Genomic DNA, 23757 nt, shown 5'->3' with positions numbered 1-23757 from the left:
CTTGGCCGCGCTGGATCCATAAAGCCGTGGACGCTCATCGCCACCCCGCGGCGCCGCGCCCACCGCTGGCGTCGGCCGATCGGATCGGCCGACGCCCGGCGGCTCAGAACTGCTGCTCGATGTCGATCAGCCGCTCCTCGAAATCGATCTTCCGCTTGGGGGCGGCCGGGCTCGGCGAGGGCGGCGATTGCATCTGCTTGCGCCGCACGTCGAACACGAGCGAGGGCGGGTATTCGACCTGATACGACACGCGGAACTCGCGCTCCTCGCGCGGCGCGAGCGTCATCGTGAAACGAACGATCCCCTTCGCGTCGGGTTTTTCGTTGGGCGTGATCTTGACGTTGCTCACGCGGATCTCGGTGTTCTCCGAGACGGGGATGCGCTCGGCGAGGACCACGGTCACGGGGCGATCCGACAGGTTCTTCGCCTTGCTGACGAACGAGAGCTGCATGCGGTTTCGCGCGTTGCGCTGGAGCGAGCTCTGGTGTTTGTCGAGCTCCCGCGTCAGCTTGACCTGGTCGGCCACACTAAAAAAGACGGAAAAATCCTCGTCCTTGGTGACGAAATCGATATCGGTCATGCCGAGGAACGCGCCGTCCTGGTACCGCGCGACGCTGCCGGGCAGGAGCGGCTGGCCCGTCTTGTTGGCCATCTCCAGGGTGACGGCGGCGTTGAGTGACTCTTCCGGGGCGGCGATGATGCGGCGTTGCGCCTTGATGCGGCTCGACCCGGTGCGGAGCCGGATCGAGCGGCCGTCCGAGCGCACGATCGCCGGATCCTTCGCGATGAAATGCGCCGTCGTGCCGCGCGTCTGCAGGCCCTGGAAGATCTGCACGGTCTTGCTCTGCACGCGCTCGAGCAGCGCCAGGTTCGACGAATAGGATTGATCGAACTGCTCCACCTCCGAGACGCGCTGAGACGACGCCTGGTTCATCCGGTTCCAGTGGCGGTTTTGCTCCTCGAATTTCTTCTGCGCGGAGCTGAACGAGGTCACCTGCCGCGTCACGCTCCGCGTCACCTCCTGCGTCTTGCCGAGCGCCAGCATTTCGAGCTCCGGGATCCGCTCGCTGTCGGACGAGGACTGCGTCGAGAACGAGAGCTCCGCGTGGCTCCAGTCTTCCCCCGTCGTCTGCGTGACCACCGCGAACGACGTGAGCTCCACCCAGTCGGGATCGGCCGCGCTGGCGCGCACCTCGTGCATCGGCTCCCACGTCGCGCCGGGCGTCGCATACGTGAGCGTCAGCGACGCATTCGCGGCGGCGGTGCCTTGCACCGTCACGAGCACCGTCGTCTCTTCCAGCTTGGTCAGGCGGCGCAGCTCCTCCAGATTGCGGGCGCTCGCCTCCACGTCGGGGGCGAGCTGCTCGCGCGCGGCCTGCACCTCGCGCCGCGACGTGCTCGTCTTGCGCAGCGCCCCGGAGACGAAATCGATCACCTGGCCGTAGGTGTCGACCTTGATGTCTTTCGTGACGGCGTCTCCTTCGAGCTTCTCCACGGAAAACACCTTGATCGATTCGACGTGTTGTTGCTGCGCGTTCAGGATCGCGAGCTCGTCGTCGAGCGCTTGTAGCTTCCGGAGCAGCGCCCTGTGTTTCTCCTCGACCTTGCGAAACCCTTCATCCGTGGATCGCGCGAGGAAGCGCCGCTCGACGACCACGTCCACGATCTTTCCGGCGCTCGTGGCGGCGCGCACGGAGCCTTCGTCGACCCAGCCGGGCAGCTTCTTGAAACGGAAGACCGTGGGCTCGGTCGTCAGGGCCACCGCCGCCTCGCGGCTCACGAGGGCCCGATCGGAGTACACCGTGACCTTCGTGATCCGCGACGCCACGCCTCGGTCGGCGGGGTCTTCGGCCGTATCGGCGACGCTCGCGGCGAGGGCGAACACGGGCGGCGTGCTTTGCGGCGGCGTGTTTTCCGCGCGCGGCGTCACGGCCGGGGGCGTGCTCGTACACCCGAGGGCTGCGGAAACCAGGAGAGCGAGGGCGATCCACTTCGAAGGGCGGGGCGGCGTCATGGAAGGCCCTACTGTACGAGCGAGACGCGCCGAAGATCTATTTTTCCCGCCGTGTGACCCAGCAAGCCGCGTGCGGTACGATGCCGCCATGCTTCTCCCGACGCTGCGCTACCAGCTCGACATCTCCTGGGCTCTCCTCTCCCTGCATTTGGACGGCCTCCGCGACGAAATGTGCCTGTGGGAGCCCGCGCCCGGCGCGTGGACGGTGCGGCCCGCGAACGGCCGCTGGGTCGCCGATCTCGTCCTGCCCGAGCCGGACCCGCCGCCCACGACCACGATCGGCTGGGTGACCTGGCATATCGGCTGGTGGTGGACGGGCGCGTATGCCCATACCTTCGGCGCGAAGCGCGGCGAGCCGCTCGACATGATCGAGCACGCGAAGACCGTGGACTGGCCCGGCAGCGCCGAAGCCGCCGCCGCGTGGCTGACCCGCTTGCGGGATCAATGGTCGAAGGCGCTCGACGGTCTCACGGAGGCCGATCTGGACCAGCACGTCGCATGGTTCGACAAGCCCCTCGGCCACGTGATTGCCTGGGCCAACATCGAGCTCATGAAGAATGCCGCCGAGGTGGGCCAGCTCAGGCTCCTGTACAGGGCGCGCCAGGGCTGAACGACCGGAGCATGGGTCTCCTCTCGCGCCACAGGATTGCAGCGCGCACGTGGGACGAGGCCGTCGCTTCGGGGGATCGAGGGCGAGCCCAAAGGCGACGGGGACGTGTGCGCGAGAGAGGGGGGGCAGGGTCGGAAGAGGCGAGGCCGAGTCTCCGGAGACACGAGGTCGAGCCTTGGAGACACGAGGTCGAGCCTTGGAGACACGAGGTCGAGCCTTGGAGACACGAGGTCGAGCCTTGGAGACACGAGGTCGAGCCTTGGAGACATGACGACGCGTCTCGGGAGAGCGCGGCCGAGCCTCCGGAGACACGAGGTCGAGCCTTGGAGACGCGAGGTCGAGCCTTGGAGACACGAGGTCGAGCCTTGGAGACACGAGGTCGAGCCTTGGAGGGACGACGACGCGTCTCGGGAGAGCGCGGCCGAGCCTCCGGAGACACGAGGTCGAGCCTTGGAGACACGAGCGCGAAGGAAGGCGCGGCGGGCTCGAATCCCGCGTGCGTGCGAGCCCGTCCTGCGCGGGCGCGGAAAACCCCGTCTTGCGACGGCCACCGGCCGGCGTTACGAGCCGCGTGCGGCGCTCTGGCTCCGCACGTCGGGGGAGGGAACAGGCATGGCGCGCGTGGCGAGGGCGCTCGGCCACCGGCGAGGGGGCGAAGCGAAGGGGGGGAGCAAGCTCGAGGCCCGCTCCTCGCGGTCGATGCTCGTGCCGCTCGTGCTGGCGCAGTTCCTCGCGAGTTACGATTCTTCGAGCATGAACGTCGCCATCAGCCGGATCACGGCGGACCTCGGGACGACGGTCACCGGCGTGCAGACGGCCATCACCGTGTTCACGTTGACCATGGCGGCGCTGATGATCCCGGGCAGCAAGCTCAGCGACATCTGGGGACGCAAGCGCTGCTTCGTGCTCGGAATCGCCATTTACGGGCTCGGGGCCTTCGTCACGGCCATCGCGCCCGCCCTTTCGGTCATGGTGATCGGGTGGTCGCTGCTCGAAGGCATCGGCTCGGCGCTGATGATCCCTCCGATCTATATCTTGACGACGGTCTCGTTCGCCGATCCGGTCTCGCGCGCGAAGGCGTTCGCGCTGGTCAGCGCCGCGGCAGGCCTCGGCTCGGCCAGCGGCCCGCTCATCGGCGGGCTCATCACGTCGACGATCTCGTGGCGCGCCTCGTTTTTCACCGAGGCCCTCATCACCCTCGGGATTCTCTATTCGAGCCGTCGGATCCTCGACAAAGGCCCCACCGGTCCGAGGCCCGCATTCGATCTCGTGGGCGCGGCGTTGTCCGCGGCCGGCCTCGCCTCCATCGTCATCGGCATCCTCCAGGCCGGGACGTACGGTTGGCTGCGCGCTCGCAAGGATTTCGCGCTCGGTGATTCCGTGATCCTCGCGCGAGGGGACCTCTCGCCGGTCATCGTCTTCACGGCTATCGGCGCCTTCCTGCTCGCTCTCTTCTTCGTCCACGTACGACGCCGGGAACGGTCGGGAAAAACGCCGCTCTTGTCGACCCGGCTGTTCGCCAGCCGGACGGTGAACCTCGGGCTCGTGACACAAAACGCACAGTGGTTCCTGTTGCTCGGGACGTCCTTCGTCATCGCTGTCTTCTTGCAGGTCAGCCGGGGGTACGACGCCATTCGAACCGGCATCATCGTGACGCCCGCGACGCTCGGGATCCTGCTCGCTTCAGGGCGAACGGACCGGATGACACGGAGGTACAGCCAGCGCGCGATCATCCGCGCTGGATTCGCGACGGCCCTTTCGGGCATCGCCCTCCTGATCTTGCTCGTGCGCGCGACGGCCAGCGTCGCCCTTTTCGCGCCTGGGCTTTTTTTGCTGGGCTTCGGCGCGGGCATCATGCTCACGGCCTCCGTGAATACCGTGCAGTCGAGCGTGCCGGACGAGGAGCAGGGCGAGATCTCCGGCGTATCGCGCAGCGTGTCGAACCTGGGATCGTCGCTCGGCACGGCGATCGCGGGCGCTGTGCTGATCTCGGCCCTCCATGCAGGCATCGGCTCCCGCGCGGCGGAGAGCGTGGTGCTGTCGGCGGACGAGAAGCAATCGCTCACGGCAGCGCTCGAACGCAGCGTCAGCACCGTGAGCGACGCGGAGGTCCGCGAGGCCTTGCAGGGCAAACCCCAGGCCGTCGTGGACGAGGTGACGAGGATCAATGCCGAGGCGCGGGACCGAGCGATCGGCCTGGCCCTGGGATCGGTCTTTCTGTTCGGGCTGTTCGGCCTCGCCGCGGCGATGTTCCTCCCGAAAAACGCCGGGCGTCCTCGGCCCGAGCAAACCTCGACCTGACGCTCCCTTCGGCATGCCCGTTGCCTTTCAAAGGGACCGAAAGGAGCACATCCATGAGCGATCTCGTCGTCATTGCCTATCCCGAGGAAAACCGAGCGGCGGAGGTCATGTCGACCATCCAACGACTGAGCAGCGAGAACCTCGTTGATCTCGAGGACGCCTGTTATGTGACCAAGCGCCCGGATGGCAAGATCCGGCTCCACCAGAGCAGGGACCTCACGGCCGCCGGCGCGCTGTCGGGCGGATTGTGGGGCATGTTGATCGGCCTCATCTTCCTCGCCCCCGTGTTTGGCGCGGCGATCGGCGCCTTGAGCGGCGCGATCACGGGCAAGGCAGCGGACTATGGAATCGACGATGCGTTCATCAAGCGGCTCGCGGAGCAGATGAAACCAGGGAGCTCGGCGATCTTCACGCTCACGCGCAAGGTCACGGCCGACAAGGTCGTCCCGGAGCTCGCCAAGTACGGCGGGACCGTGCTGCGGACGTCCTTGGCCAAGGACGCAGAGCAAAAACTCGAGGCGGCGCTCCGGGGCCAAAAGGCCGCGTGAACGTGCGCCGCCCCGGCGCGTAGGAGACCGGCTCACGCAGCCTTCCGGAACCCCTCCCTCTCGGCAAGCCAATCCCGGATCACGTCGATCCGCGACCGAGCGTCCGGGCGCTCCGCGCTCACATCGGCAGGCTCCCATCGCCCTGGCACACGGCGGAGCGAGAGCGACGCGATGTCATCCGGCAGCACGGGCGCCGAGGTCAGCTCTTCGCCCTTCGGCTCGAGACCCATGAGGATACGGATGGCGAGCAAGGGCGCTCCGGACGCCCAGGCCTGCGGGCTCGATGCCGTGGGGTATTCGACGGGGAAGCCGGTCGCCTTGCGCTCGTACCCGGCGAAGACCTCGGGCAGGCGAAAACGGAAGAACCTCGCGGCGTCGAAGAGAGCCGCGCAGATGCGGCTCGCTTCCTCGCGATATCCATACCGTGCCAGGCCTGCGGCAATGAGGGCGTTGTCGTGGGGCCAGACCGTACCGTTGTGGTACTCGATCGGATTGAACCCTGCTTCACCGTCGGCCATCGTCCGGATGCCCCAGCCAGAGAAGAGCGCCGGGCCCATGAGGTGGCGGACGATCGACTCGACCTTGTCGTCCTCGACGATCCCGCTCCACAGGAGATGCCCGATGTTCGAGGTGAGGCTGTCGACCTTGCGCTTCCGACCATCGAGCGCGAGGGCGAAGAAGCCTCGCTCCGGAATCCAGAAATCTCGATTGAACCGCGCCTTGAGGTCGGCGGCCTCGCGCTCCAATCGCTCGGCGAGGGCCGCATCGCGGAAGATCGACCGTGCGAGCCTCGCACACCGGACCTTCGCATCGTACGCATACCCCTGGAGCTCACAGGTCGCGCGCGGCGTGGGCGCGAGCGTCCCGTCCGCGAACAGGATCGAGTTCCAGGAATCCTTCCAGCATTGGTTCTCGAGGCCCGTCTCGGCCCTTCGTTCGTATTCGATGTACCCGTCGCCGTCGCGGTCGCCGTACTGGTCGATCCACTGGAGCGCGGCGCGCGCGGACCTCTCCAGCCGGCGCACGAGCGCCGCGTCGCCGGTCCATCGCTCGTATTCGTCGAGCAGGATCAAAAACAGCGGGGTCGCGTCGGCGGTGCCATAATAGGGCGACTGCGGCCGCTCGCCGAAGGCGGTCAGCTCGCCGAAGCGCAGCTCGTGCAGGATCTTCCCCGGCTCCTCGTCGCGGAAATCATCACATTCCCGGCCCTGCCGCCCGCCGAGCACGACGAGCGAGGTCGCGGCGAGCTCGGGGCGGAAGGGCAGCGCTTGATAACTGGTGATCAAGCTGTCGCGGCCGAAGAGCGCCATGAACCAGGGCAGCCCCGCGGCCGGGAGCGCGAAGTGCGGGAAGATGTCGGGGTAGGGGTAGAAGCGAAGCGCGGCGAGGTCGACGAGGCTCCTCAGGTAGACTTGCTGGATGATCGGGGGATCGCTGGTCACGAGCGGCGCGTTTTCGATCCATCGCGTGAAGTCTTCGCGCAGGTCCTGCTTGAGCAGGGGCAACGCCTTCGTCGCTTCGACCGCCGTGACGTCACCGACGAGCGGGCGCACGGAGAATGTGGTCGTCCACGTGGATTTCGGCTGCAATTCGAGCTTGAACACGAAGCCCTCCTCGCTCACGTGACCGGGTTGGCTGGACGCGATGAGGGTGCGCCGCACGAAGCTCTCCCGCCGGTACCCGAGCAGGAGCTCGTGGCCCCGGACCTCACGGGAGAGCTCCCCCTTCTTGGCGAGCGCGTCCTTGACCTCGAACAGGTCGGCGAAATCGGCCGCGGCCTCGATACGAAGCTCGATCGTGATCGGCTTCAGGGAATGGTTGATGACCTCGATCTCCTCGCGGAAGCCTTCCCCGGCATACCGTCGCCGGAGGATCGAGAGATAGGGATTCTCATAGATGCTCCCGGTGCGAGGAAACAGGAAAAACTGAGCGAAGTGGTACTCCACGTTGTCCGCGGTGAGCAAGCCGGGGCACTCGCCATTGACGCGGAGGGTCCAGCGCGAGAGGTGACGCGTGTCCTTGTAGAAGAGCCCGTGCGGCTGATCCGGCCCAGCGTCGATGTCCCCCGTTCGATGGGACGTGACGAACGTCGACCCATCGAGGATGCTGATGAAACCTTCGGCCATGACGCCCTCCCTTCACGTTCCGGTTTTTCGCCGATGTACCTGCGGCGAACCGGGGAGGGGCGCAAGGTGCTGGGCAGCAGCCTACTGGGCAAACCAATCGCTGGGCCGCTGCCGCTGGGTGACGACGATACGCGCCTTCGTCCACGCGCCCGTGGAGGGCGCGATCACGCCCGAGCATTCGATGGGCCGGCTCGACGAACGCTCGTATTCGTCCATGAGGTAGAACCAACCGGAGAACCCGCTTCCGCCCTTCCTCTCGACGTCGTGCGCCCCGTAACCCGTCAGGCTGCGGTCGACCGACTCCGCCCGTCTGTCGCGGGAGCAGGAGACGTTGCCTTTGACCTTGAAGCTCGCGCCGCTCGTGGTCCCCTCGTCGACCACGAGCCAGATGTTGTTGAACGCGTACCCCGTGCCGTCCCATACAAACTGGATCTTGAAGGGTTTGTCCGGCTCCACGGCGACGCTCGCGACCTCGGTATCGGGGACGTGCAGCCCGCGACCTTCTTCCTGGTACAGCAGACACCCGCCGAAGCCGAGCCCGAGGAGGACCAAGGAAAAACAGCCGGCGCCGAGGAAAAGCCCGACACGGTTCATCTTCGCGGGCGTGTTCGGCCGGACGCCTTGCCACGGGGGGGCTTGGGGACCGGGGGGCGCCGCATTGCACACCGCGGCGACCGCGGCGACGAACGCCTCAGGGCTCACCGCGGGGAGATCGGCGCCACGAATGCGCATGATCCCTCCGCCCGGCGCGTGCGCCCACTCGGCCCAGTACGCCCGCTGCGCGCCGCCCTCGCCCTCGATGCCCCGCTCCGCCACGAAATAACGGGGCGGCTGGCCGGCCGCGCGCACGAGGGCGATGTAATGGCACTCCGTGGGCGCCTGCGGAGGCGGCAGGGTGATGAGGACCGCCTCGACGCCGGGCGCGGGGTACACCGGCGCGAGCGTGAGCGCCGAGCCGTCCGCGTGATTCTCGGGCCCGAGGCCCTCGCCCGCGGCGGCCCACGCCTGCTGCAGCATTGCGTGTCCCTGGGCCGCCGCAGCCGCCCACCACGCGGACGGGTCACGCAGCACGGCGCTCATCAAGACCTGATGCGCAAAACGGTAATGTTGTTGTCTCACCCCGGACCTCCGCCGACGCCGAGCGTCGGCGCCCCCTGGTCTCACGGGCCGGCCGTCGCGTCAATGGTTCCGTCGATCGAACGGTCGGTCCGGGCCACACGCCGCCTCGCGTCGTTACACGGTGGGAATCGTCCCGCCGTCGATCACGTACTCGCTCCCGGTGATCGCGGAGGCGCGATCCGAGACGAGGAACGCGATGAGCTCGGCGACCTCCTCGGGCCGCGCGGGCCGACCGAGGGGGATACCGCCGAGCGAATCCATGAGCCTTTGCCGTGCGGCATCCATCCCGATGCCGGCGTGCTCGGCCAGGCGCATGATCAGCGCCGTCGCCGCCGTCGTCTCGGTGAACCCCGGCGCGACCGTGTTCACGCGGATCCCGCGTGGCCCGACCTCGTTCGACACGCCTTTGCTGTACGTCGCGAGCGCGGCCTTGGCGGCGGCATACGCGAGCGTCGCGTCGTGCAGCGGCATGCGCCGCTGGATGGACGTGACGTGTACAATCGCGCCTGCGCCTTGCGCGATCATGGCGGGGAGCAAGGCGCGGTCGAGGCGAACGGCCGAGAGCAAGTCCACGTCGAGCGTGTGTTGCCAGTCGTCGTCGTCGAGCGCGAGCACGCCGCCGCCCTGGGACGTCGATCCGCCGACGTTGTGCACCACGATATCGATGCCGCCGAGCTGTTCGAGGGTCGCCGCGGCCACGGCGGCGGCGCCTTGGGCCGTGCCGACATCGGCCTTGACGAACGTCACGCCGTCGGGCAGCTCGTCGGCGTCCGACCGCGCCGTCGTGACGACCCTCGCGCCGCCGCGCACGAGGCGTAAGACCGTCGCGCGGCCGATTCCCTTCGTTCCACCGGTCACGAGGGCGCGTTTTTCCGAAAGATCAGCGATTCCTGCAGGCATGGGGCTTCCCTTCTGGCGAGCGTGGGAACGACGGACGTCCCGACCGCGTCGCGATGGGCGCAAGATTGGGCTAAGCTCTCCGCGTGACAAGAACGGACAAAAAAGTAAGGTACTCACCCGAAAGTAAGTCCCCCGCACATCAGGCCGCGCACGACACGACCGAGGCGCTGAAGATCCTCGAAGGCCGCTGGAAAATGGTCATCATCTTCCATCTCTTCGTGCAGCCCGTGATGCGCTTCTCCGAGCTCGAGCGCGCGATTCCGGAGGTCTCGCAGAAGATGCTCATCCAGCAGCTCCGCGACCTCGAGGCGGACGGCGTCGTCGCGCGCACCGTTTACCCCGAAGTGCCGCCCAAGGTCGAATACAGCCTCACCGTCTGGGGCAAGGCGTTATGCCCTGCGCTGGACGCGCTCCTCCAATGGGCCTCGTCGCCCGATGCGCCCCGGCGGAGCGACGGTCCCGTGCTCCCGAGCCCATGACCTTCCAAACACCGGACCCGCCGTGATAGGGGACATCATGACGACCGACGAAAAGGTGACCTTGAGCGAGGAGAAAGAGACCCTCCTCATCACGGTGTACGGCAAGGCGGAGGAGAGCCGCCTGCCCGATTCCCTTCTGCGGGATCGCTTCGCCGCGGACGCGATCCGGCGGATCAACTACGATTTCTCGAAGCTGAAGGTCCGCCGGGACGACATGATCTCCCTGGCGATACGCGCGCACCTCCTGGATGGCTGGACGCGCGAATTCATCACCCGCCATCCCGGCGCCACCGTGCTGCACCTCGGCTGCGGGCTCGACAGCCGCGTGTTCCGGGTCGATCCGCCCGCGACCGTCCGCTGGTTCGACGTCGACTATCCGGAGGTCATCGCGCTGCGCCGTCGCCTCTATCCGGAGCGCGCGGGGTATACTCTCCTCGGCTCGTCGCTCACGGCCCCGCAATGGCTCGACGAGGTGCCGGCGGATCGCCCGGCGATGATCGTCGCCGAGGGGGTCCTTCCGTATCTCCGCGAGGACGAGGTGCCCCGCCTCTTTGGTCGTCTCACGGCGCATTTCCCGGCGGGCGAATGTGCGTTCGACTGTTACAGCCGCTTCGGCGTGCGGCTCCTCCGGCGCCACCATTCGATCAAGGCGACCGGCGCGTCCGTGCACTGGGGCCTCGACGATCCCCACGAGCTCGAAGTCCAGGTCCCGAAGCTCGTGTTCCTGACGGAGATGTCGAGGCAAGATCCGGCGCAGCTCGCCAGGATGTCGAGGGTGGCGCGCCTGAGCTACCGCGTCTTCATGGCGATTCCGGCGCTCAAGAAGGCCGGGCGGATGGTGCGTTACCGGTTTTGAGGGACCTCGCGGCGCGCCCCCGGGACGCCGACGAGCACGTCGACGAGGGCCGCGACCATCGGGTGATGCGGCGGGTTCGCTTCGAGCCAGAAGAACTCGCCGGCGGGGTTCACTTCGAGCAGCACGTATTCGCCCTCCGGCGTCACGATGAAATCGGCCGCGCCGTATTGCATCCCCACGGCCTCCTGGTACCGGCCGAGCGCGTCCTCGACGTGCTTTGGCAGGTCGTGGTGGCGCCACGCCTCGATCATTGCGAGGCCCTTGTTGCGCCAGTCCACGTCGGCCCCCTCGAATCGCTGCGAGTCGATGCGCGCGGCGAAGACCTTCGTGCCGAACACGGTCGCGCGCACCTCATACGCTTTTTCGACGCGCTCCTGGAAGTACATCGGGCAAAGGCGGAGCTGTTCGAGGCGGTCCATCGTCTCGGGGCGCACCTCGGTCGTCATCATCACCTGGAGCTTGCCGTCGTCCTTCACGAACGGCTCCGCGCTCAGCAATTTCACGATGGCGCCCTTGGGGCAGCTCGACAGAAAGGCGCGCGCCTTGGCCGGATCGTTCGTGCCGAGCGTGCGGGGCGTTCGAATGCCCGCCTCCCGAAAGATGCGCTGGTGCAGCGGCTTGTGGTCGCTCGCCCGGACCCGCGCGAAGGCGTCCACCTTGAATGCGGGGCAGGCGGCGAGCACGCCCTGGAGGAACCGCTCCGACTCCGCGATGGACATCCGCTGGTGGCCCGGGTGCATCTTCTCCGGAAAACCGACGGGCTTGTGATACCGGCGCCCCCAGATCGCGTCGTCTTTGCCGATCGCGTGACCATTCCACAGGAACGACTCGCCCTCCGGCTCCTGGTGGAACGAGATCGTCGCCTTCACCGGGAAATCGTTCAGGTGGAAGACGACGGGCTCGGCGCCGCGGCCGCGAATTTCTTCGGCCACGCGCTCGATGAAAGGAGGGGCGTCGTTCTGGTGCGTGAGAATGAGGACGTTCATGGTTCGTCGCCTTCCCGGAGGAGGGTTTCTGCGATCGATGCGGCGATCGGGAGCCCGAGCTCGGCTTCGAGCATCCCCCACTCGCCGGTGGGGTTCACTTCGAGGAAGACCGTCTCGCCGTCCGGCGTCACGATCAAATCGAGGCAGCCCTGCCGGAGCCCGAGGCGCCTCATGAGGTTGTTCAGGTTTGCCTTCGTCGCCCTATCGAGGACGTGCGGCTTCCAGGAACCTGCCTGGGAGAAGCGCCAATCGGCGCCACACGCTTTCCCGTCGAGGGCGCCGGTCCAGGCCGCCCCGCCCGCCCAGGCGACACGCAGCTCCAGGGCCTTCGGGATCTCCTCCTGGAAGATCATCGGCCCCCGTCGCAATGCGTCGAGCTGCGTGAGGTCCTTGGGACGCAAACGACGTGTCGGGAACGCGCGTCCCCCTCGCATTCCGTAGTCGAGCGGCGCGTGCAATTTGCACACGACACGCCCCGCGTGCGCCTCGAAGAGCGCGCGCACCACATCCGGATCCGAGGTGAACCGCGTGTCGGGGATGCGGAGCCCGCATTCCCGCGCGAGCCGGAGCTGGAGCAACTTGTTCTCCGCGGCGTGCACGCGCTCGGGCGCGTCGACCCAAAGACCTTCGAGGAGCGCGAGCGCCCCGAAAAAGAGGGCGTGCGCCTCCCGGTTCACGGTCTCCTTCTCCGCCGCCGCCATTCCTTTCGCCTCGATGCGCGGCCATGCGCGCCAGAGCCAGATGGCATCCGGCCGCACGCGCTCGCCGCGGACCCAGACCGTGCCGGGGTCTTCGGCGGCGAGCGAGGCGCCGAACGTCCCGTCCTCGAAGAGGCGATCGGTATCGAGGCGATAGGGGCGCGCGCCGCGGAGGCGGAGTTCCTCTGCGACGCGCTCGGTGACGAAGGGCTCTCGCGCGTGGGAGAGCAAAAGAACGACCCGTGAAGCCATGGGCGTCACCCGATCAAAGCAAACGAGGTCGTCGCGTTGCGATGTTCACGCGGGTCCATGGCTCCTCGGGATCGTTCGCCTGTCAGAAGTAATCGCAGGAAGGTTTGTACGTGTAACAATCGTCCGCGTCGGACGGGTACTTCTTGGTGCACTCGCTGTCGAGGCAATGGTACGTCGGGGCAGGATTGGTGCCGCCGCTCGTGTTCATCTCGGTCGACTGCGTCTGTTCGTCGTCGACGAGCAGGTGCGCGAAGAGCGGGGTCATGTTTTCTTCGTCGTTCGGCAGGGACATGGGGGTTCTCCTTGGATTCGGTGAGCGTCGAATCTTTCGACATCCAGCCTTACGCGCCTGCCTGCTCGGGTTGGACAGGTCCTCGATTTTTTTTCAACGATAGCCAGCCGCCTGGAGACGGAAGAGAGCCGCATAACGTCCCTCCGCGCCGAGGAGCGCGTCGTGGTCGCCACGCTCGGCGACGCGCCCGCCGTCCATCACGAGGATCTCGTCGGCGAGGCGGACCGTGGAGAATCGATGGGACACGAGGATCGCCATGCGCCCCTCCGTCTCGGAGCGGACCCGCGCGAAGAGCGCGGCCTCCGCGGCGGGATCGATGGCGGCGGTCGGCTCGTCGAAGAGGAGCAGGTCCGCTTGTTCGCGGAGGAAGGCCCGCGCGAGGGCGAGCTTTTGCCATTCGCCGCCGGAGAGCTCGACGCCGCCGGGGAACCATTTGCCGAGCCGCTGATCGAGGCCCTGCGCGAGCTTTTTGACGATCGGGCCGGCCTCGCTGCGCGCGAGCGCGCGCGTGATTCCCTCGTCCGGCACCGCATCCTCGGCGGCGCGCGGGGCCACGTTGTCGCGGACCGGGAGCTGGTACCGGACGAAGTCCTGGAACACCACGGCGAGCCGCGCGCGGAGGGCCTCGGGATCCCAGGCGGAGAGATCCCGCCCGTCGAGGAAAATGCGCCCCTCGGTGGGCTCGTAAAGGCCGGCGACGAGCTTCAGGATCGTCGATTTGCCGGAGCCATTCTCGCCGACGAGCGCGAGCTTTTTCCCCGGGGCGAGGAAAAGGTCGACGCCCAGGAGCGCAGGACGCTTCGCGCCCGGGTACGTGAAGCCGACGTTCTCGAAGCGTAGGCCTCGTTCGTCCCGCGCGCAGACTGCGGGGAGGAGCGGTCTTTTCGGAGGGACCGGCAGATCGAGAAACCCATAAAGGTTCCCGAGGTACTGCTGGTCCATGTAGAGCCCTCGCAAGCCCCCGAGCGCCTGCTTCAGCGCGCCGTCCCCCTGCTTGAACGTGACGAGCGCGAGGCCGAGATCCCCGACGGTGAGCGCCCCTGCGAGGGCTCGAACCGCCACGGAGACGTAGACCGCATAAAAGAGAGCAAGCGCGACGAGGTCTGCGCCGAGGCCCACGAGGAGCCGCCTTCGCGCGAGCGCCTGGTCCTCCTCGAACACGAGCGAAAAGACCCGCCGCGCGCGTTCGAGGAACGTTGGTCCCGTGCCGAAGAGGCGCACCTCCTTGGCATGGTCGTCGCGGGTGAGCACCTGCTCCAGATAGGCTTGCTCCCGCGCCTCGGTGGCGCGTCGATTCTGGAGGCGGAAGATCGCCGTCGCGAAGCGGGTCTCCGTGAAAAAGCTCGGCAACGCGGCGAGGAGGATCGCGAGCGCGCAGAGCGGCGAGAATCGAAAGAGGAGCGCTGCGGAGCCCGCGAGGACCGCGAAGGCTTGGACCATCGCGAAAAAGCCGGCGAGCAGCGCGACCGGACGACCAACGGCCTCGCGCCGCGCCCGCGTGAGCGCGTCGTAAAAGCCTGCGTCCTCGAAGCAGGCATAAGGAACGGCGATCGCCTTTTCGAGGATCGCCCGCTGAAGGAGAAAGCCGAGCGTGAGGCGCAGGCGCGCGGTCGCGAACTGGTTCAGGCCTCCGGCGACGTACGTGAGGAAGAGGAGCACCGCCTCCGCGACGATACCGACGAGCACGACCTGCCTTTCGCCGCGGGCGACGCCGTCGAGGACACGCCGGGCGTACCAGGCCATGCCGGTCGGCGCTGCGCCGGCGAGGAGGGCGGCGAGGACCATGGACGCGAGGGCGAAGGGGCTCGCGCGCCACGCGAGCGTGATCGTGCGCGAAAGCCGGGATCGAAGGGAGGAAGTGGGGGGCTCGGGCACGGGGGCGAGGACCTCGAAATCGAGAACACGAGGCCTTACGCCGCGAGCCGCGAGGATTGGACACAGGACTTCGACAGCCACGGTGCCCGGAGCGGCTCGTGGTAACGTCGGCGACATGCGTATGCGAACTTGTGTTGTTTCGTGGATGGGGGTCGTCGCGCTTGCGGCTGCGATGGGCTGCGGCGGGACAGTCAAGGACGTGGATGCCACATCGGCGGGCCCTGGCGGGGTCGGCGGGGCCGGCGGAGGCGGCAGTGGCGGGGCCGGGGCAGGGGGGAGCGGGGGAGGGGACGGACCGGTATGTGATTTCTTCCTCCCCGTGGGAGCGCCGGTGGTCCTCGATCCTCCGCTGGACCAGTCCGCGCTTTCGCCGAAGCTCGTGCGATCAGGCCTCGACCCGAAGACCGCGGTGCTCGCCTTCATGGGCGTGCCGGTGAACGGGCCTGCGGGCGCTTTGAATGACATTCACCTCCGCTTTCTTCTGGACCCGTGGAGCACGTGGCCGCCGGTCGAGGGGTCGAATCACGTGCTGGCCGACGCGCAAGGGCCCTTCGTGGTATCGGAAGGCGCGGCCATGGAGGTTGCGTTGCTCCGCGACACGGGCACAGGTCCAATGCCGTATACGGTCGTGCCCGCCCAGCTCATGATTCCCAAATCCGCAAACCTCCCGCCGGACGCGACCCACGCGGGGCTCCTGCGAATGCACCCCGGGGGGCACATCCTCGGATACGGGCGCCCCCACGCCGGGAACACGATCGAGCTCCTCGTCGGATTCGGTCGCTACAGTGGAAAGCTGCCGAGCGTGGAGGGATTCACGCCCGTCGGTTGCACGAAAGACGAAGTGCTGATGGACGCCGTCCCCACGGAGAAAGGCATGCTCGTCGCCTTCGCGAGCAATGACGATCCGGCGAGCGCTTCCGGCTGCACGGGCTCGCTGTCGAACGCAAAGCAGGTGGTCGTCGCCCGCGTCACCGATGGCAGCCCGGTCGGCATTACGCTCGCGGGGTCGACCCCCGACGGTCCGTCGGTGATCCAGGGGCTCGGCATGGCAGGCCGCAACGACGGCGCGTGGCTGGCCTGGGGGCGCGCGGGATGGATCGAAACGACGGCCACGCTCCAAGCGCAGCGGCTCGACGCGGCAGGGGCCTTCGTGGGAGAGCCGTTCTTCTTGGCGGGGTCGAGTGATCTCAATCCGGCGACGCTCGGCGTCGGCCGCCTGAACAACGATCTCGTCGTCGCGTGGGCAACCGGCGCGCAGACCTCCACGCGGATCGAGGTGCGGCGCCTCTCCACGTGGAGCGCGGGCAACCCCGAGGCGACGATCGAAGAAAAGCTGAGCGTGTCCCAGCCGATCGCCGTCCTCGGCTCCCCCACGGCGGACGCCGTGCTCGTCGCGTATTCGGTCGTCTCGGAGGTGGATCAGACCTCGCGCATCCACCTCCAGCGGTTCGATTGTGGGGTCGACCTCTGAGCTTGCTCCCGGTCCCCGCGCTTTTTTTCGTATCCCCCTCCTCGGCGGTCGTTGTATGAGTCCCAATGGGCGCGGTGCTCCCTGCCGCGCCTTCGAGGGACAGCCGCCATGAATTCGTTCAATTTCACGCAAGCCGACGGCTCGTCACGGGCCGTCGTCGGATATCGGTATGCGCCGCCCAAGGCCGCCGCGAAGCGTTACGTCGCCGGCCGTGGCAATGTCTCGCGGCTCCCCCCCAAGGTCGACCTGCGGCCTTTCATGTCGCCGATCGAGGACCAGAGCGACACGAATAGCTGCGCCGCCAACGCGACGGCGGGCGCCTACGAGTACCTCGTCAAGCGCCACCTCGGCGAAGACGCCTACGACGTCAGCCGCCTCTTCATCTATTACAACGGCCGCTACGTCGACGAGCCCGAGAACATCGAGGACGAGGGCAGCTACCTGCAATCCGTCATCGCGGGCCTCAAGGAGTACGGCGCGTGTTCGGAGGAGACCTGGGCCTTCGACCCGGAGGTCGTCAACGAAGAGCCCTCGGAGGAAGCCTACGAGGAGGCCAAGCAGTTCCTCATCGAGGACACCGAGCTCGTCCCGACGGACCTCGAGGCCTGGAAGACGGCGATCGCGGAGGGCCACCCGATCATCTTCGGGGTCAAGCTTTTCTCCTCGTTCGACAAGCACAAGAAGGCGGGCCTCGTGCCGGTCCCGACCCCGCGCGAGACGGGGCGCGAGAGCCACGGCGGCCACGCGATGCTCTGCGTCGGCTACTCGGATCCGGACCAGGTCTTCATCGTCCGCAACTCCTGGGGGCCGGAGTGGGGCGACAAGGGATATTGCTACATCCCTTATCGGTACCTCATGAACGAGGACTACAACTTCGGCGATTCGTGGATCATCAAGCGCATCGACGTGCTCCCGCCCGACGAGGAGACGTGGTCCGAGGATGACGAGTCCGTGCTGGAAGACGTCGCCGGCGTCCTTGCCCAGCTCGACGAGGAGGAATACACGGGGCTGCTCGATCGAATGGGCGATGTCCCGCTCGACGTGCGGCTCTCGCTCCTGTTCTTGCGCGCGGCGGGCGCGGACGGGGACCTCGCGGATAGCGAGATTCAGGCCACGGCCGAGCACATCCTGCCCGTGCTGGAGCAGCTCGGCTCGCGGCAAAGCGCGGAGAAGGTGCTCCGCAATGCGCTGCGTCGCCTCGACGACGAGCGGCTCGTCGAGGAGACCGTCGAGATCCTCGGCGAGGTGTTCTCGCAGGAAGTCCTCGCCTCGATTGCGTCCGAGCTCCAGGAGATCGTCGGCTCGGACGACGACGTCTCCGAGGAGGAGCAGGCCTTCGTCGATTCCGTCGTCGAGCACTGGCAGATCGAGCCCGCGGGGGACGAGGGCGACGAGGACGAAGAAGAAGAGGAAGACGACGAGGACGAGGAAGGCGAGGACGAGGAAGAAGAGGACGAGGAAGGCGAGGACGAGGAAGAAGAGGACGAGGAAGAAGAGGACGAGGGCGACGAGGACGAAGAAGAAGAGGACGAGGACGAAGAAGAGGAAGACGAGTAGCCACCTCTGAAGCCCCCTCCAGAAAAGTGAACGCATCGTTCACTTTTCGCCTGCCCATCCTTGACGTCTCTCTAAAGTGAACGTACGGTTCACTTTAGAGAGACGACGTGGCAAGACATCTCAACGAACAGGTGCGCGAGCGGGTCTTTCGCGCGGCCGAGGAGGTGTTTGCCCAGGCCGGGTACCAGGGCGCGACGATGGCGGCCATCGCCACGCGCGCCGGGGTCTCGACGGGCAACATCTATCGGTATTTCGAGCACAAGGACGCGCTGTTCTACGCGGTGCTCCCGGATGAATTCGCGGCGCGGTTCCTCCGGCTCACGCGCAGGCGCGTGCAAGCGCTCGTGCGCGCGCCCGCGCCCACGGAGCTCGACGCGGGCGCGGAGGAGCGCGGCGAGGAGCTGCTCCGCTTCTGGATCGAGCATCGATGGAAGATCATCACGCTCCTCGATCGGGCCCAGGGATCCCGGCACGAGGGGTTCGCCGAGGCGTTCGTGCGGGAGCTCATGCGCCCCTCGCTCGCCAGGCTCCGCAAAGACGCGCCGCAAAGGCGCGTGAGCCCCGTCGCGCGTTTCGTCCTCCAAACGATCTTCCGCAACACGGTCCGTACGATCGTGTCGATCCTCGAATCCCACGAGGACGAGGCGCAGATCCGCAAGGCCTTTCAAGGGTTCTGGAGTTATCAGCTCGCCGGTTTGTCCGGCTTCGCCAAATGGGTGCAGTCATGAGCCAAGATCTCTGGGAGCTCGACGCGGTCGGGCAGGCAGCCCTCGTGCAATCCGGCGAGGTGAGCGCGCTCGACCTCGTGGACGCGGCCATCACGCGTATCGAAAAGCTCGAACCCGTGGTCCATGCGATTGCGAGCGTGGACTTCGACGCGGCCCGGGCGAAAGCCCGATCGCGGCCGACCGGCCCCCTCGGCGGCGTGCCGTTCCTCCTCAAGGACCTGCTCGCGTATCCCGGGCACAAGCTCACGATGGGCTCGCGGCTCTTCCGCGATCACATCGCGCCGGCCGGGTCGCCTTATACCGAGCGGTTCGACGCCGCGGGGCTCGTCACGCTCGGAAAAACCACGACGAGCGAGTTTGGCCTCCTCGGCAGCACGGAGACGCTCCTCGCCGGGATCACCCGCAATCCGTGGAACCTCGCAAAATCGGCGACAGGCTCGTCCGGCGGCGCCGCGGCCGCGGTCGCGTGCGGGATGGTGCCGATGGCGCATGCGAGCGACGGCGGAGGATCGATTCGCATCCCCGCGTCCGCGTGTGGCCTCTTTGGCTTCAAGCCGGGGCGCAGGCGGTGCGTGTCCACGGGGTACGCCGACGCATTCGAGCTCCTCATCGAGCATTGCGTGAGCCGGAGCGTGCGCGACAGCGCGCTCTTGTTGTCATTGACGGAGGACCCGGAGGCCAAACCCGCGGTCGGATACGTGGATCGCCCCCTCGATCGAACCTTGCGTATCGGCGTGTACACGACGACGCTCCGCGGCCGGGCGCCCGATCCCGACGTGATGCATTCGCTCTCGCAGGCGATGCGGCTCTGCGTCGACCTCGGGCACGAGGTGGTGGAAGCGCCGCCGCCGCCCGTCGACGGCGCGTCGCTCTCCGACGCGTTTTTCACGCTGGCCGGCAGCGGAATGCACGACCTCGCCCGCACCATGGAGAGCATGCTCGGTCGACCCGTCGGCGAGGACGACCTCGAGCCCTTCACCCTCGCGCTGATCCACCATGTTCGCAGCTTGCCCGAGGGCGCCCGCGCGCGCGCGGAGGCCGCGTTTGCCGACGCGTCCGCGCAAATGCTCTCCTACATGGCGAGCTATGACGTTCTTCTGTGCCCGACCCTCCCCGTGGCGCCGTACGACCTCGGCACGCTCGCGCCGGGGCTCGATCGCGAGCTGCTCGTTCGCCGCACGGAGGTGCTCGCGGGGTACACGCCCATCTACAGCATCGCGGGTGTGCCGGCCATGTCCGTGCCGCTCGGCTCCTCGGAATCGGGTTTGCCGCTCGGCAGCCATTTTGCCGCGCCGCTCGGACAGGAGGCGACCCTGCTCGGCCTCGCCTATCAGCTCGAAGAGGCCGCTCCGTGGCGGCATCGCTGGCCCGCGGTGACGCGCGCCGCGCGGGAGGGAAGCGTATCCTCGCGACCGTGCTAGGGTAGCGCCCATCATGCCGCCTGCCGAGTTCGAACCGCCGATCACCGCGCCTTCCGACATCGTGGAAGTGGTGCGGCGGCAGGGGTTTGCCGTCGCGAGCTCGTCCTTCCTTCATGGCCTCACCGGCGCGCCGCGCGTGGACTTTTCCGCGATCGCCGCGGAATGGGACGACATGCCGCTCGACCCGTACCTCAAGGACGGCGGGCGTTACCGGCGGCGCCGGCATGCATCGTTTCTCGTCGACGAAGCTTCCTGCCAGCTCGTCCCGCACCGCGCGCACTTTCAACCCCTGCAATACAATGCGCTCCACGGCGGCATGGAGCGCTGGTTCGAGCCGATGCGGCAAACCCTGATCGGGCAGCCGTTCTGGTCGGCTTTGCTCACGGGCCTCGGGCGGCTCTGCTCCGACATCACTCGCCCGGCGCCCTGGTACGTCGAGGCACACCAGTTTCGCATCGACACGAGCGAGGGAATCGGGCGGCCCACGCCGGAGGGGGCGCATCGCGACGGCGTCGACTTCGTCGCGTTGTTCCTCATCGAGCGCCAGGGGATTCGCGGCGGCGAGACCCGCGTCTTCGACGCGCGGGGCCCGCAGGGGATCCGCTTCACGCTCACCGAGCCCTGGTCGTTCCTCTTGCTCGACGACGAACGCGTGATCCACGAGTCCACGCCGATCCAGCCGCTCCTCGGCGGAGAATCGGGGGCGCTGCCGTACGGACATCGCGATACGCTGGTCCTCACGTACCGCAGGAATGGGTTTCAGGACCGGTGAACCTGCGCGCGCCTCTTGACAGGGGCGGCCATATTCGATTCTCTTGGGTTCATGGGCGCGGGTCACGCAACGGGAGATCTACCGGCGGCTTATGCGCTGCACCTGGTCGATCTCGCGGCGCGGTGGGGCGTCGCGCCCGACGAGCTGCTCGCCGGGCTCGGGCTCACGCGTGAATCCTTGACGAACCCGGCGGCCCGGATTTCTCTGGAGACCACGGGCACGCTCGTCAAGCGCGCGATGAAGCTCACCGGGGAGCCGGGGCTCGCGTTTTTCATGGGCCTCCAGATGCGCCTCTCGTCGCACGGGTATCTCGGCTTCGCGGCCATGACGGCCGGGACGATCCGCCAGGCGATCGAGCTCGCCATTCGTTTCGTGCCGACACGAACGACGGCGCTCGCGTTTCACCTGCACGTCGAGGGGGAGACGGCGTCCCTCGTCTTCGAGGAGCGCGCGCCCCTCGGCGAGGCGCGGGAGTTCATCCTCGGCGCGCTCATGATGGGCATTGCCCGGATCGGCCGGGACATCACGAAGAAGGAGCTCGTGGGGGACGCGGACCTCGCGTTCGAGGCGCCTCCCCATTTCGAGCGGTTCGCGCACCTCGCGCCGGGCAAGGTTCGTTTTGGGCAGCCCTCGAACCGCATCATTTTCGCCTCCTCGGTGCTCGACTTGCCCCTCGACATGGCCGATCCCGTGGCGATGCAGCTCGCGCGCGAGCAATGCGAGCGGGAAATGCAGGCCCTCGGCCTGGACGATCGGACGGCGGCCAAGGTCCGCGAGCTCTTGCCGCTTTCGGAAGGGTATCGCTCGCTCGAAGAGATCGCGCAGCACCTCGGCGTCTCGCCGCGCACGTTGAAACGGCGCCTCGCGGACGCGGCCACTTCCTATTCCGACATCCTCGACGAGCTGCGGCAGGAGCGCGCCATGCTCCTCCTCCGGGACGAGAGCCTCTCGCGCGAGCAAATCGCCGAGCGGCTCGGCTACTCCGACGCGGCGAACTTCGCGCGCGCCTTCCGGCGCTGGACGGGCCGAACCCCCGGCATGCTCCGCAAAACCTGATTTTTACAACGACGTCGCGCCTCGATACGAGGCCTTCCACTGTTCGAGCTCGTCCCTGTTGTCCATGTCCCAGGGATGGAAGCCGGGCCGGTAGGAGTCGAGGTAATGCAGGAAGAGCTTGAACATGCCGCCCGGGCGGAAGAAGAGGAAGTCGACGAGCGAGATCCATTCCCGCGCCGAAAAGAGAATCCCGTTTTCGTGCATCAGCCGCGCCTGGTGCTCGATCACCTTCCCCCAGAAGATCAGGGTCGTCGGGATCATCAGCGCGCATCGCTCGAAGGCATGGCCGCCCGACGCGAGGTAGACGTCGAACGCGACGGCCTTGTGCTCGTTCTCCTCGGCGGCGTGCCAGCGCCAGAGCGCGACCATCTCCGGGTGGGCTCCTTCGAGCAGCCGTGGATCCCCCAGGATGAAATGCCCCATCAGCGCGGTGAAATGCTCCAGGTTGCACGTCACGGCGAGGCGCCAGCGCGGGGGTAGGAACTTCGTCGCGCGGCGGAGGATACGCTCGACCCGCTTCTCCATCGCGTCGATCGGATACCCCTCCTTGCGCAGCATCTCGTTGTACCGGTCGTGCTCGCGCCCGTGAATGCCCTCCTGCATGACGAAGGCTTTGACCTCCGCGAGGAGCTTGGGATCTTGCACCCGGTCCCGATGGGCCTTCACGGCTGCGATGAAGAATCGCTCGCCCGCCGGGAAGAAGATGGACAGGTTGTCGAAGAAGAGGGTGACGGCCCGCCGCCCTCCGTGCCAATAACGCGGGATCCGCTCGTCGGTCTCGAACCGGAGGTTCCGAACCTCGATCGTCGGGGAAACGGACATGGCTCACCTCGTGCGGGGACATGCGGATCGTGACACGACGCGCCAAGCCTCGGCAGGTTCGCTCGTGCCAGATCCGTGTCATCTGGGGCCAGGGCGCCCGGCCCGCGAGGACCGGCCTCCTGCGATGCGGCTCACGAGGGGGAGGCGCGGCGCGGATGTTTCGTGCTACGGTCGCCCGCACGGAGGTCTTCCATGAAATTGCTTGCTTTGGCCATTCCTTTCGCCGTTGCCCTCACCCTCGCTCCGCGCGCCGCGCACGCCGGATGCCCGCAGGCGGGGGACGGGTGCGACGCCGTCATCAAGATCGAAGCCCGCCTCGAGGGAGCGCCCGCCTGTGCCGTTCTCGACACGGTCGAGCCTGAGAACGGATGCGTTTGTTATGGCACCGTCAACCTCGTGAACAATTGCGCCTTCGAAGTCGCAGCCCAGGATTTTTCCTTCGTCAGCGACAAGACCCTGGTCCTGGCCGGCGAGACGGGCATCCTCAACGTCGAGGGCAGCCCCTCGGGCGAGGACGTGGGCGGGGGGCCCGGCGTGCACCACGACGAGCTCAACCTCCAGGGCGACGGGCAGAGCTTCAAGCTCGTCCTCGATTACACCGTCGAGCGCCGCGTGCTCGAGACCGGCGGTTGCAGCGTGTCGGGCGCCGAGCGACCGGGCCTCGCGGCCGTGGGCCTGGGCCTCGCCGCGCTTCTTTTCGCCCGCCGCCGCCGGGGTCGTTGAGAGGACCGAGCCATGCGAATCGAAGCGTGTAGATTCACGAGCACGTGGTTGCTCGTCGCCGCGGTCGCCGCCGCCGGGTGCTCCGGCGGCGGCGGCGGTGGAGCCGGAGCGGGCGGCGCCGGCGGCGTGGGCGGCGCCGGCGGAATGGGCG

Annotated in this window: 21 protein-coding genes; 12 read left to right on the top strand and 9 right to left on the bottom strand. The window is 67.5% G+C overall.

Going from position 1 to position 23757, the window contains the following annotated elements; genetic code table 11:
- Positions 1 to 103: 103 nt before the first annotated feature.
- Positions 104 to 2014, bottom strand: a complete 1911-nt coding sequence (locus QHF89_RS39985) for a mucoidy inhibitor MuiA family protein (RefSeq protein ID WP_284721540.1) — start codon at positions 2012 to 2014, stop codon at positions 104 to 106.
- Between the two features lie 88 nt (positions 2015 to 2102).
- On the opposite strand from QHF89_RS39985, the gene QHF89_RS39980 reads away from it, so the two are divergent.
- The 3 genes from QHF89_RS39980 to QHF89_RS39970 all read left to right on the top strand — a co-directional run bounded on the left by QHF89_RS39980 (position 2103) and on the right by QHF89_RS39970 (position 5473).
- Positions 2103 to 2624 carry a DinB family protein gene (locus tag QHF89_RS39980; RefSeq protein ID WP_136935186.1) on the top strand — a complete coding sequence of 174 codons (522 nt, stop codon included), beginning with the start codon at positions 2103 to 2105 and terminating at the stop codon, positions 2622 to 2624.
- A 612-nt stretch (positions 2625 to 3236) separates the two neighbouring features.
- The gene (locus QHF89_RS39975) at positions 3237 to 4925 is read left to right on the top strand and encodes an MFS transporter (RefSeq protein ID WP_136970345.1); all 1689 of its coding nucleotides are present in this window, start codon (positions 3237 to 3239) and stop codon (positions 4923 to 4925) included.
- Between the two features lie 53 nt (positions 4926 to 4978).
- Positions 4979 to 5473: a DUF1269 domain-containing protein gene (locus tag QHF89_RS39970; protein ID WP_136970344.1), complete on the top strand. Its 495-nt coding sequence runs from the start codon at positions 4979 to 4981 to the stop codon at positions 5471 to 5473.
- 32 nt (positions 5474 to 5505) lie between these two features.
- On the opposite strand, the gene QHF89_RS39965 is transcribed toward QHF89_RS39970, so the two are convergent.
- The 3 genes from QHF89_RS39965 to QHF89_RS39955 all read right to left on the bottom strand — a co-directional run bounded on the left by QHF89_RS39965 (position 5506) and on the right by QHF89_RS39955 (position 9618).
- Positions 5506 to 7599: an amylo-alpha-1,6-glucosidase gene (locus QHF89_RS39965; RefSeq protein WP_284721539.1), complete on the bottom strand. Its 2094-nt coding sequence runs from the start codon at positions 7597 to 7599 to the stop codon at positions 5506 to 5508.
- A gap of 81 nt (positions 7600 to 7680) precedes the next feature.
- Positions 7681 to 8679 carry a hypothetical protein gene (locus QHF89_RS39960; RefSeq protein ID WP_284721538.1) on the bottom strand — a complete coding sequence of 333 codons (999 nt, stop codon included), beginning with the start codon at positions 8677 to 8679 and terminating at the stop codon, positions 7681 to 7683.
- 153 nt (positions 8680 to 8832) lie between these two features.
- The gene (locus QHF89_RS39955; RefSeq protein WP_136970342.1) at positions 8833 to 9618 is read right to left on the bottom strand and encodes an SDR family oxidoreductase; all 786 of its coding nucleotides are present in this window, start codon (positions 9616 to 9618) and stop codon (positions 8833 to 8835) included.
- An 83-nt stretch (positions 9619 to 9701) separates the two neighbouring features.
- Between QHF89_RS39955 and QHF89_RS39950 the strand changes: the two genes are divergently transcribed.
- Together QHF89_RS39950 and QHF89_RS39945 are read left to right on the top strand one after the other, a co-directional pair.
- Positions 9702 to 10097 carry a winged helix-turn-helix transcriptional regulator gene (locus tag QHF89_RS39950; protein ID WP_136970341.1) on the top strand — a complete coding sequence of 132 codons (396 nt, stop codon included), beginning with the start codon at positions 9702 to 9704 and terminating at the stop codon, positions 10095 to 10097.
- Between the two features lie 37 nt (positions 10098 to 10134).
- Positions 10135 to 10953 carry a class I SAM-dependent methyltransferase gene (locus QHF89_RS39945; RefSeq protein ID WP_136970340.1) on the top strand — a complete coding sequence of 273 codons (819 nt, stop codon included), beginning with the start codon at positions 10135 to 10137 and terminating at the stop codon, positions 10951 to 10953.
- Here the strand turns inward: QHF89_RS39945 and QHF89_RS39940 are convergent.
- The 4 genes from QHF89_RS39940 to QHF89_RS39925 form a co-directional block, all read right to left on the bottom strand.
- Positions 10941 to 11939 (bottom strand): MvdC/MvdD family ATP grasp protein, encoded by a 999-nt coding sequence (locus tag QHF89_RS39940; RefSeq protein WP_136970339.1) that lies wholly within the window; start codon positions 11937 to 11939, stop codon positions 10941 to 10943. The genes QHF89_RS39945 and QHF89_RS39940 overlap by 13 nt on opposite strands.
- On the bottom strand, positions 11936 to 12889 hold the full coding sequence (locus QHF89_RS39935; RefSeq protein WP_136970338.1) for an MvdC/MvdD family ATP grasp protein: 954 nt from the start codon (positions 12887 to 12889) through the stop codon (positions 11936 to 11938). The genes QHF89_RS39940 and QHF89_RS39935 overlap by 4 nt, the downstream gene beginning before the upstream one ends.
- An 82-nt stretch (positions 12890 to 12971) precedes the next feature.
- Positions 12972 to 13181, bottom strand: coding sequence for a microviridin/marinostatin family tricyclic proteinase inhibitor (locus QHF89_RS39930; RefSeq protein ID WP_136935195.1), 210 nt, complete (start codon positions 13179 to 13181; stop codon positions 12972 to 12974).
- A 93-nt stretch (positions 13182 to 13274) separates the two neighbouring features.
- Complete coding sequence (locus tag QHF89_RS39925; protein ID WP_284721537.1) at positions 13275 to 15056, bottom strand: ABC transporter ATP-binding protein; 1782 nt, start codon at positions 15054 to 15056, stop codon at positions 13275 to 13277.
- Between the two features lie 115 nt (positions 15057 to 15171).
- Between QHF89_RS39925 and QHF89_RS39920 the strand changes: the two genes are divergently transcribed.
- From QHF89_RS39920 to QHF89_RS39895, 6 genes are all read left to right on the top strand, one after another.
- Positions 15172 to 16527 (top strand): hypothetical protein, encoded by a 1356-nt coding sequence (locus QHF89_RS39920; RefSeq protein WP_136970336.1) that lies wholly within the window; start codon positions 15172 to 15174, stop codon positions 16525 to 16527.
- 108 nt (positions 16528 to 16635) lie between these two features.
- On the top strand, positions 16636 to 18084 hold the full coding sequence (locus tag QHF89_RS39915) for a C1 family peptidase (RefSeq protein WP_136970335.1): 1449 nt from the start codon (positions 16636 to 16638) through the stop codon (positions 18082 to 18084).
- Positions 18085 to 18191: 107 nt separating this feature from the next.
- Positions 18192 to 18812 carry a TetR/AcrR family transcriptional regulator gene (locus tag QHF89_RS39910; RefSeq protein ID WP_136935199.1) on the top strand — a complete coding sequence of 207 codons (621 nt, stop codon included), beginning with the start codon at positions 18192 to 18194 and terminating at the stop codon, positions 18810 to 18812.
- Positions 18809 to 20233, top strand: coding sequence for an amidase (locus QHF89_RS39905; RefSeq protein WP_284721536.1), 1425 nt, complete (start codon positions 18809 to 18811; stop codon positions 20231 to 20233). The genes QHF89_RS39910 and QHF89_RS39905 overlap by 4 nt, the downstream gene beginning before the upstream one ends.
- Positions 20234 to 20246: 13 nt before the next feature.
- Positions 20247 to 21005, top strand: coding sequence for a 2OG-Fe dioxygenase family protein (locus tag QHF89_RS39900; protein WP_136970333.1), 759 nt, complete (start codon positions 20247 to 20249; stop codon positions 21003 to 21005).
- A gap of 51 nt (positions 21006 to 21056) precedes the next feature.
- On the top strand, positions 21057 to 22061 hold the full coding sequence (locus tag QHF89_RS39895; protein ID WP_136970332.1) for an AraC family transcriptional regulator: 1005 nt from the start codon (positions 21057 to 21059) through the stop codon (positions 22059 to 22061).
- Positions 22062 to 22064: 3 nt separating this feature from the next.
- Here QHF89_RS39895 and QHF89_RS39890 read toward each other — a convergent pair whose 3' ends face one another.
- Positions 22065 to 22883, bottom strand: a complete 819-nt coding sequence (locus tag QHF89_RS39890) for a metal-dependent hydrolase (RefSeq protein ID WP_136970331.1) — start codon at positions 22881 to 22883, stop codon at positions 22065 to 22067.
- A gap of 192 nt (positions 22884 to 23075) precedes the next feature.
- On the opposite strand from QHF89_RS39890, the gene QHF89_RS39885 reads away from it, so the two are divergent.
- Entirely contained in the window at positions 23076 to 23606 is a 531-nt protein-coding gene (locus QHF89_RS39885; protein ID WP_136970330.1) for an MXAN_0125 family MYXO-CTERM protein, read from the top strand.
- Positions 23607 to 23757 lie beyond the last annotated feature (151 nt).

The sequence above is a fragment of the Polyangium sorediatum genome, from assembly GCF_029946465.1.
GTDB lineage: Bacteria > Myxococcota_A > Polyangia > Polyangiales > Polyangiaceae > Polyangium > Polyangium fumosum.
This window is presented reverse-complemented; position numbering and strand designations above follow the sequence as displayed.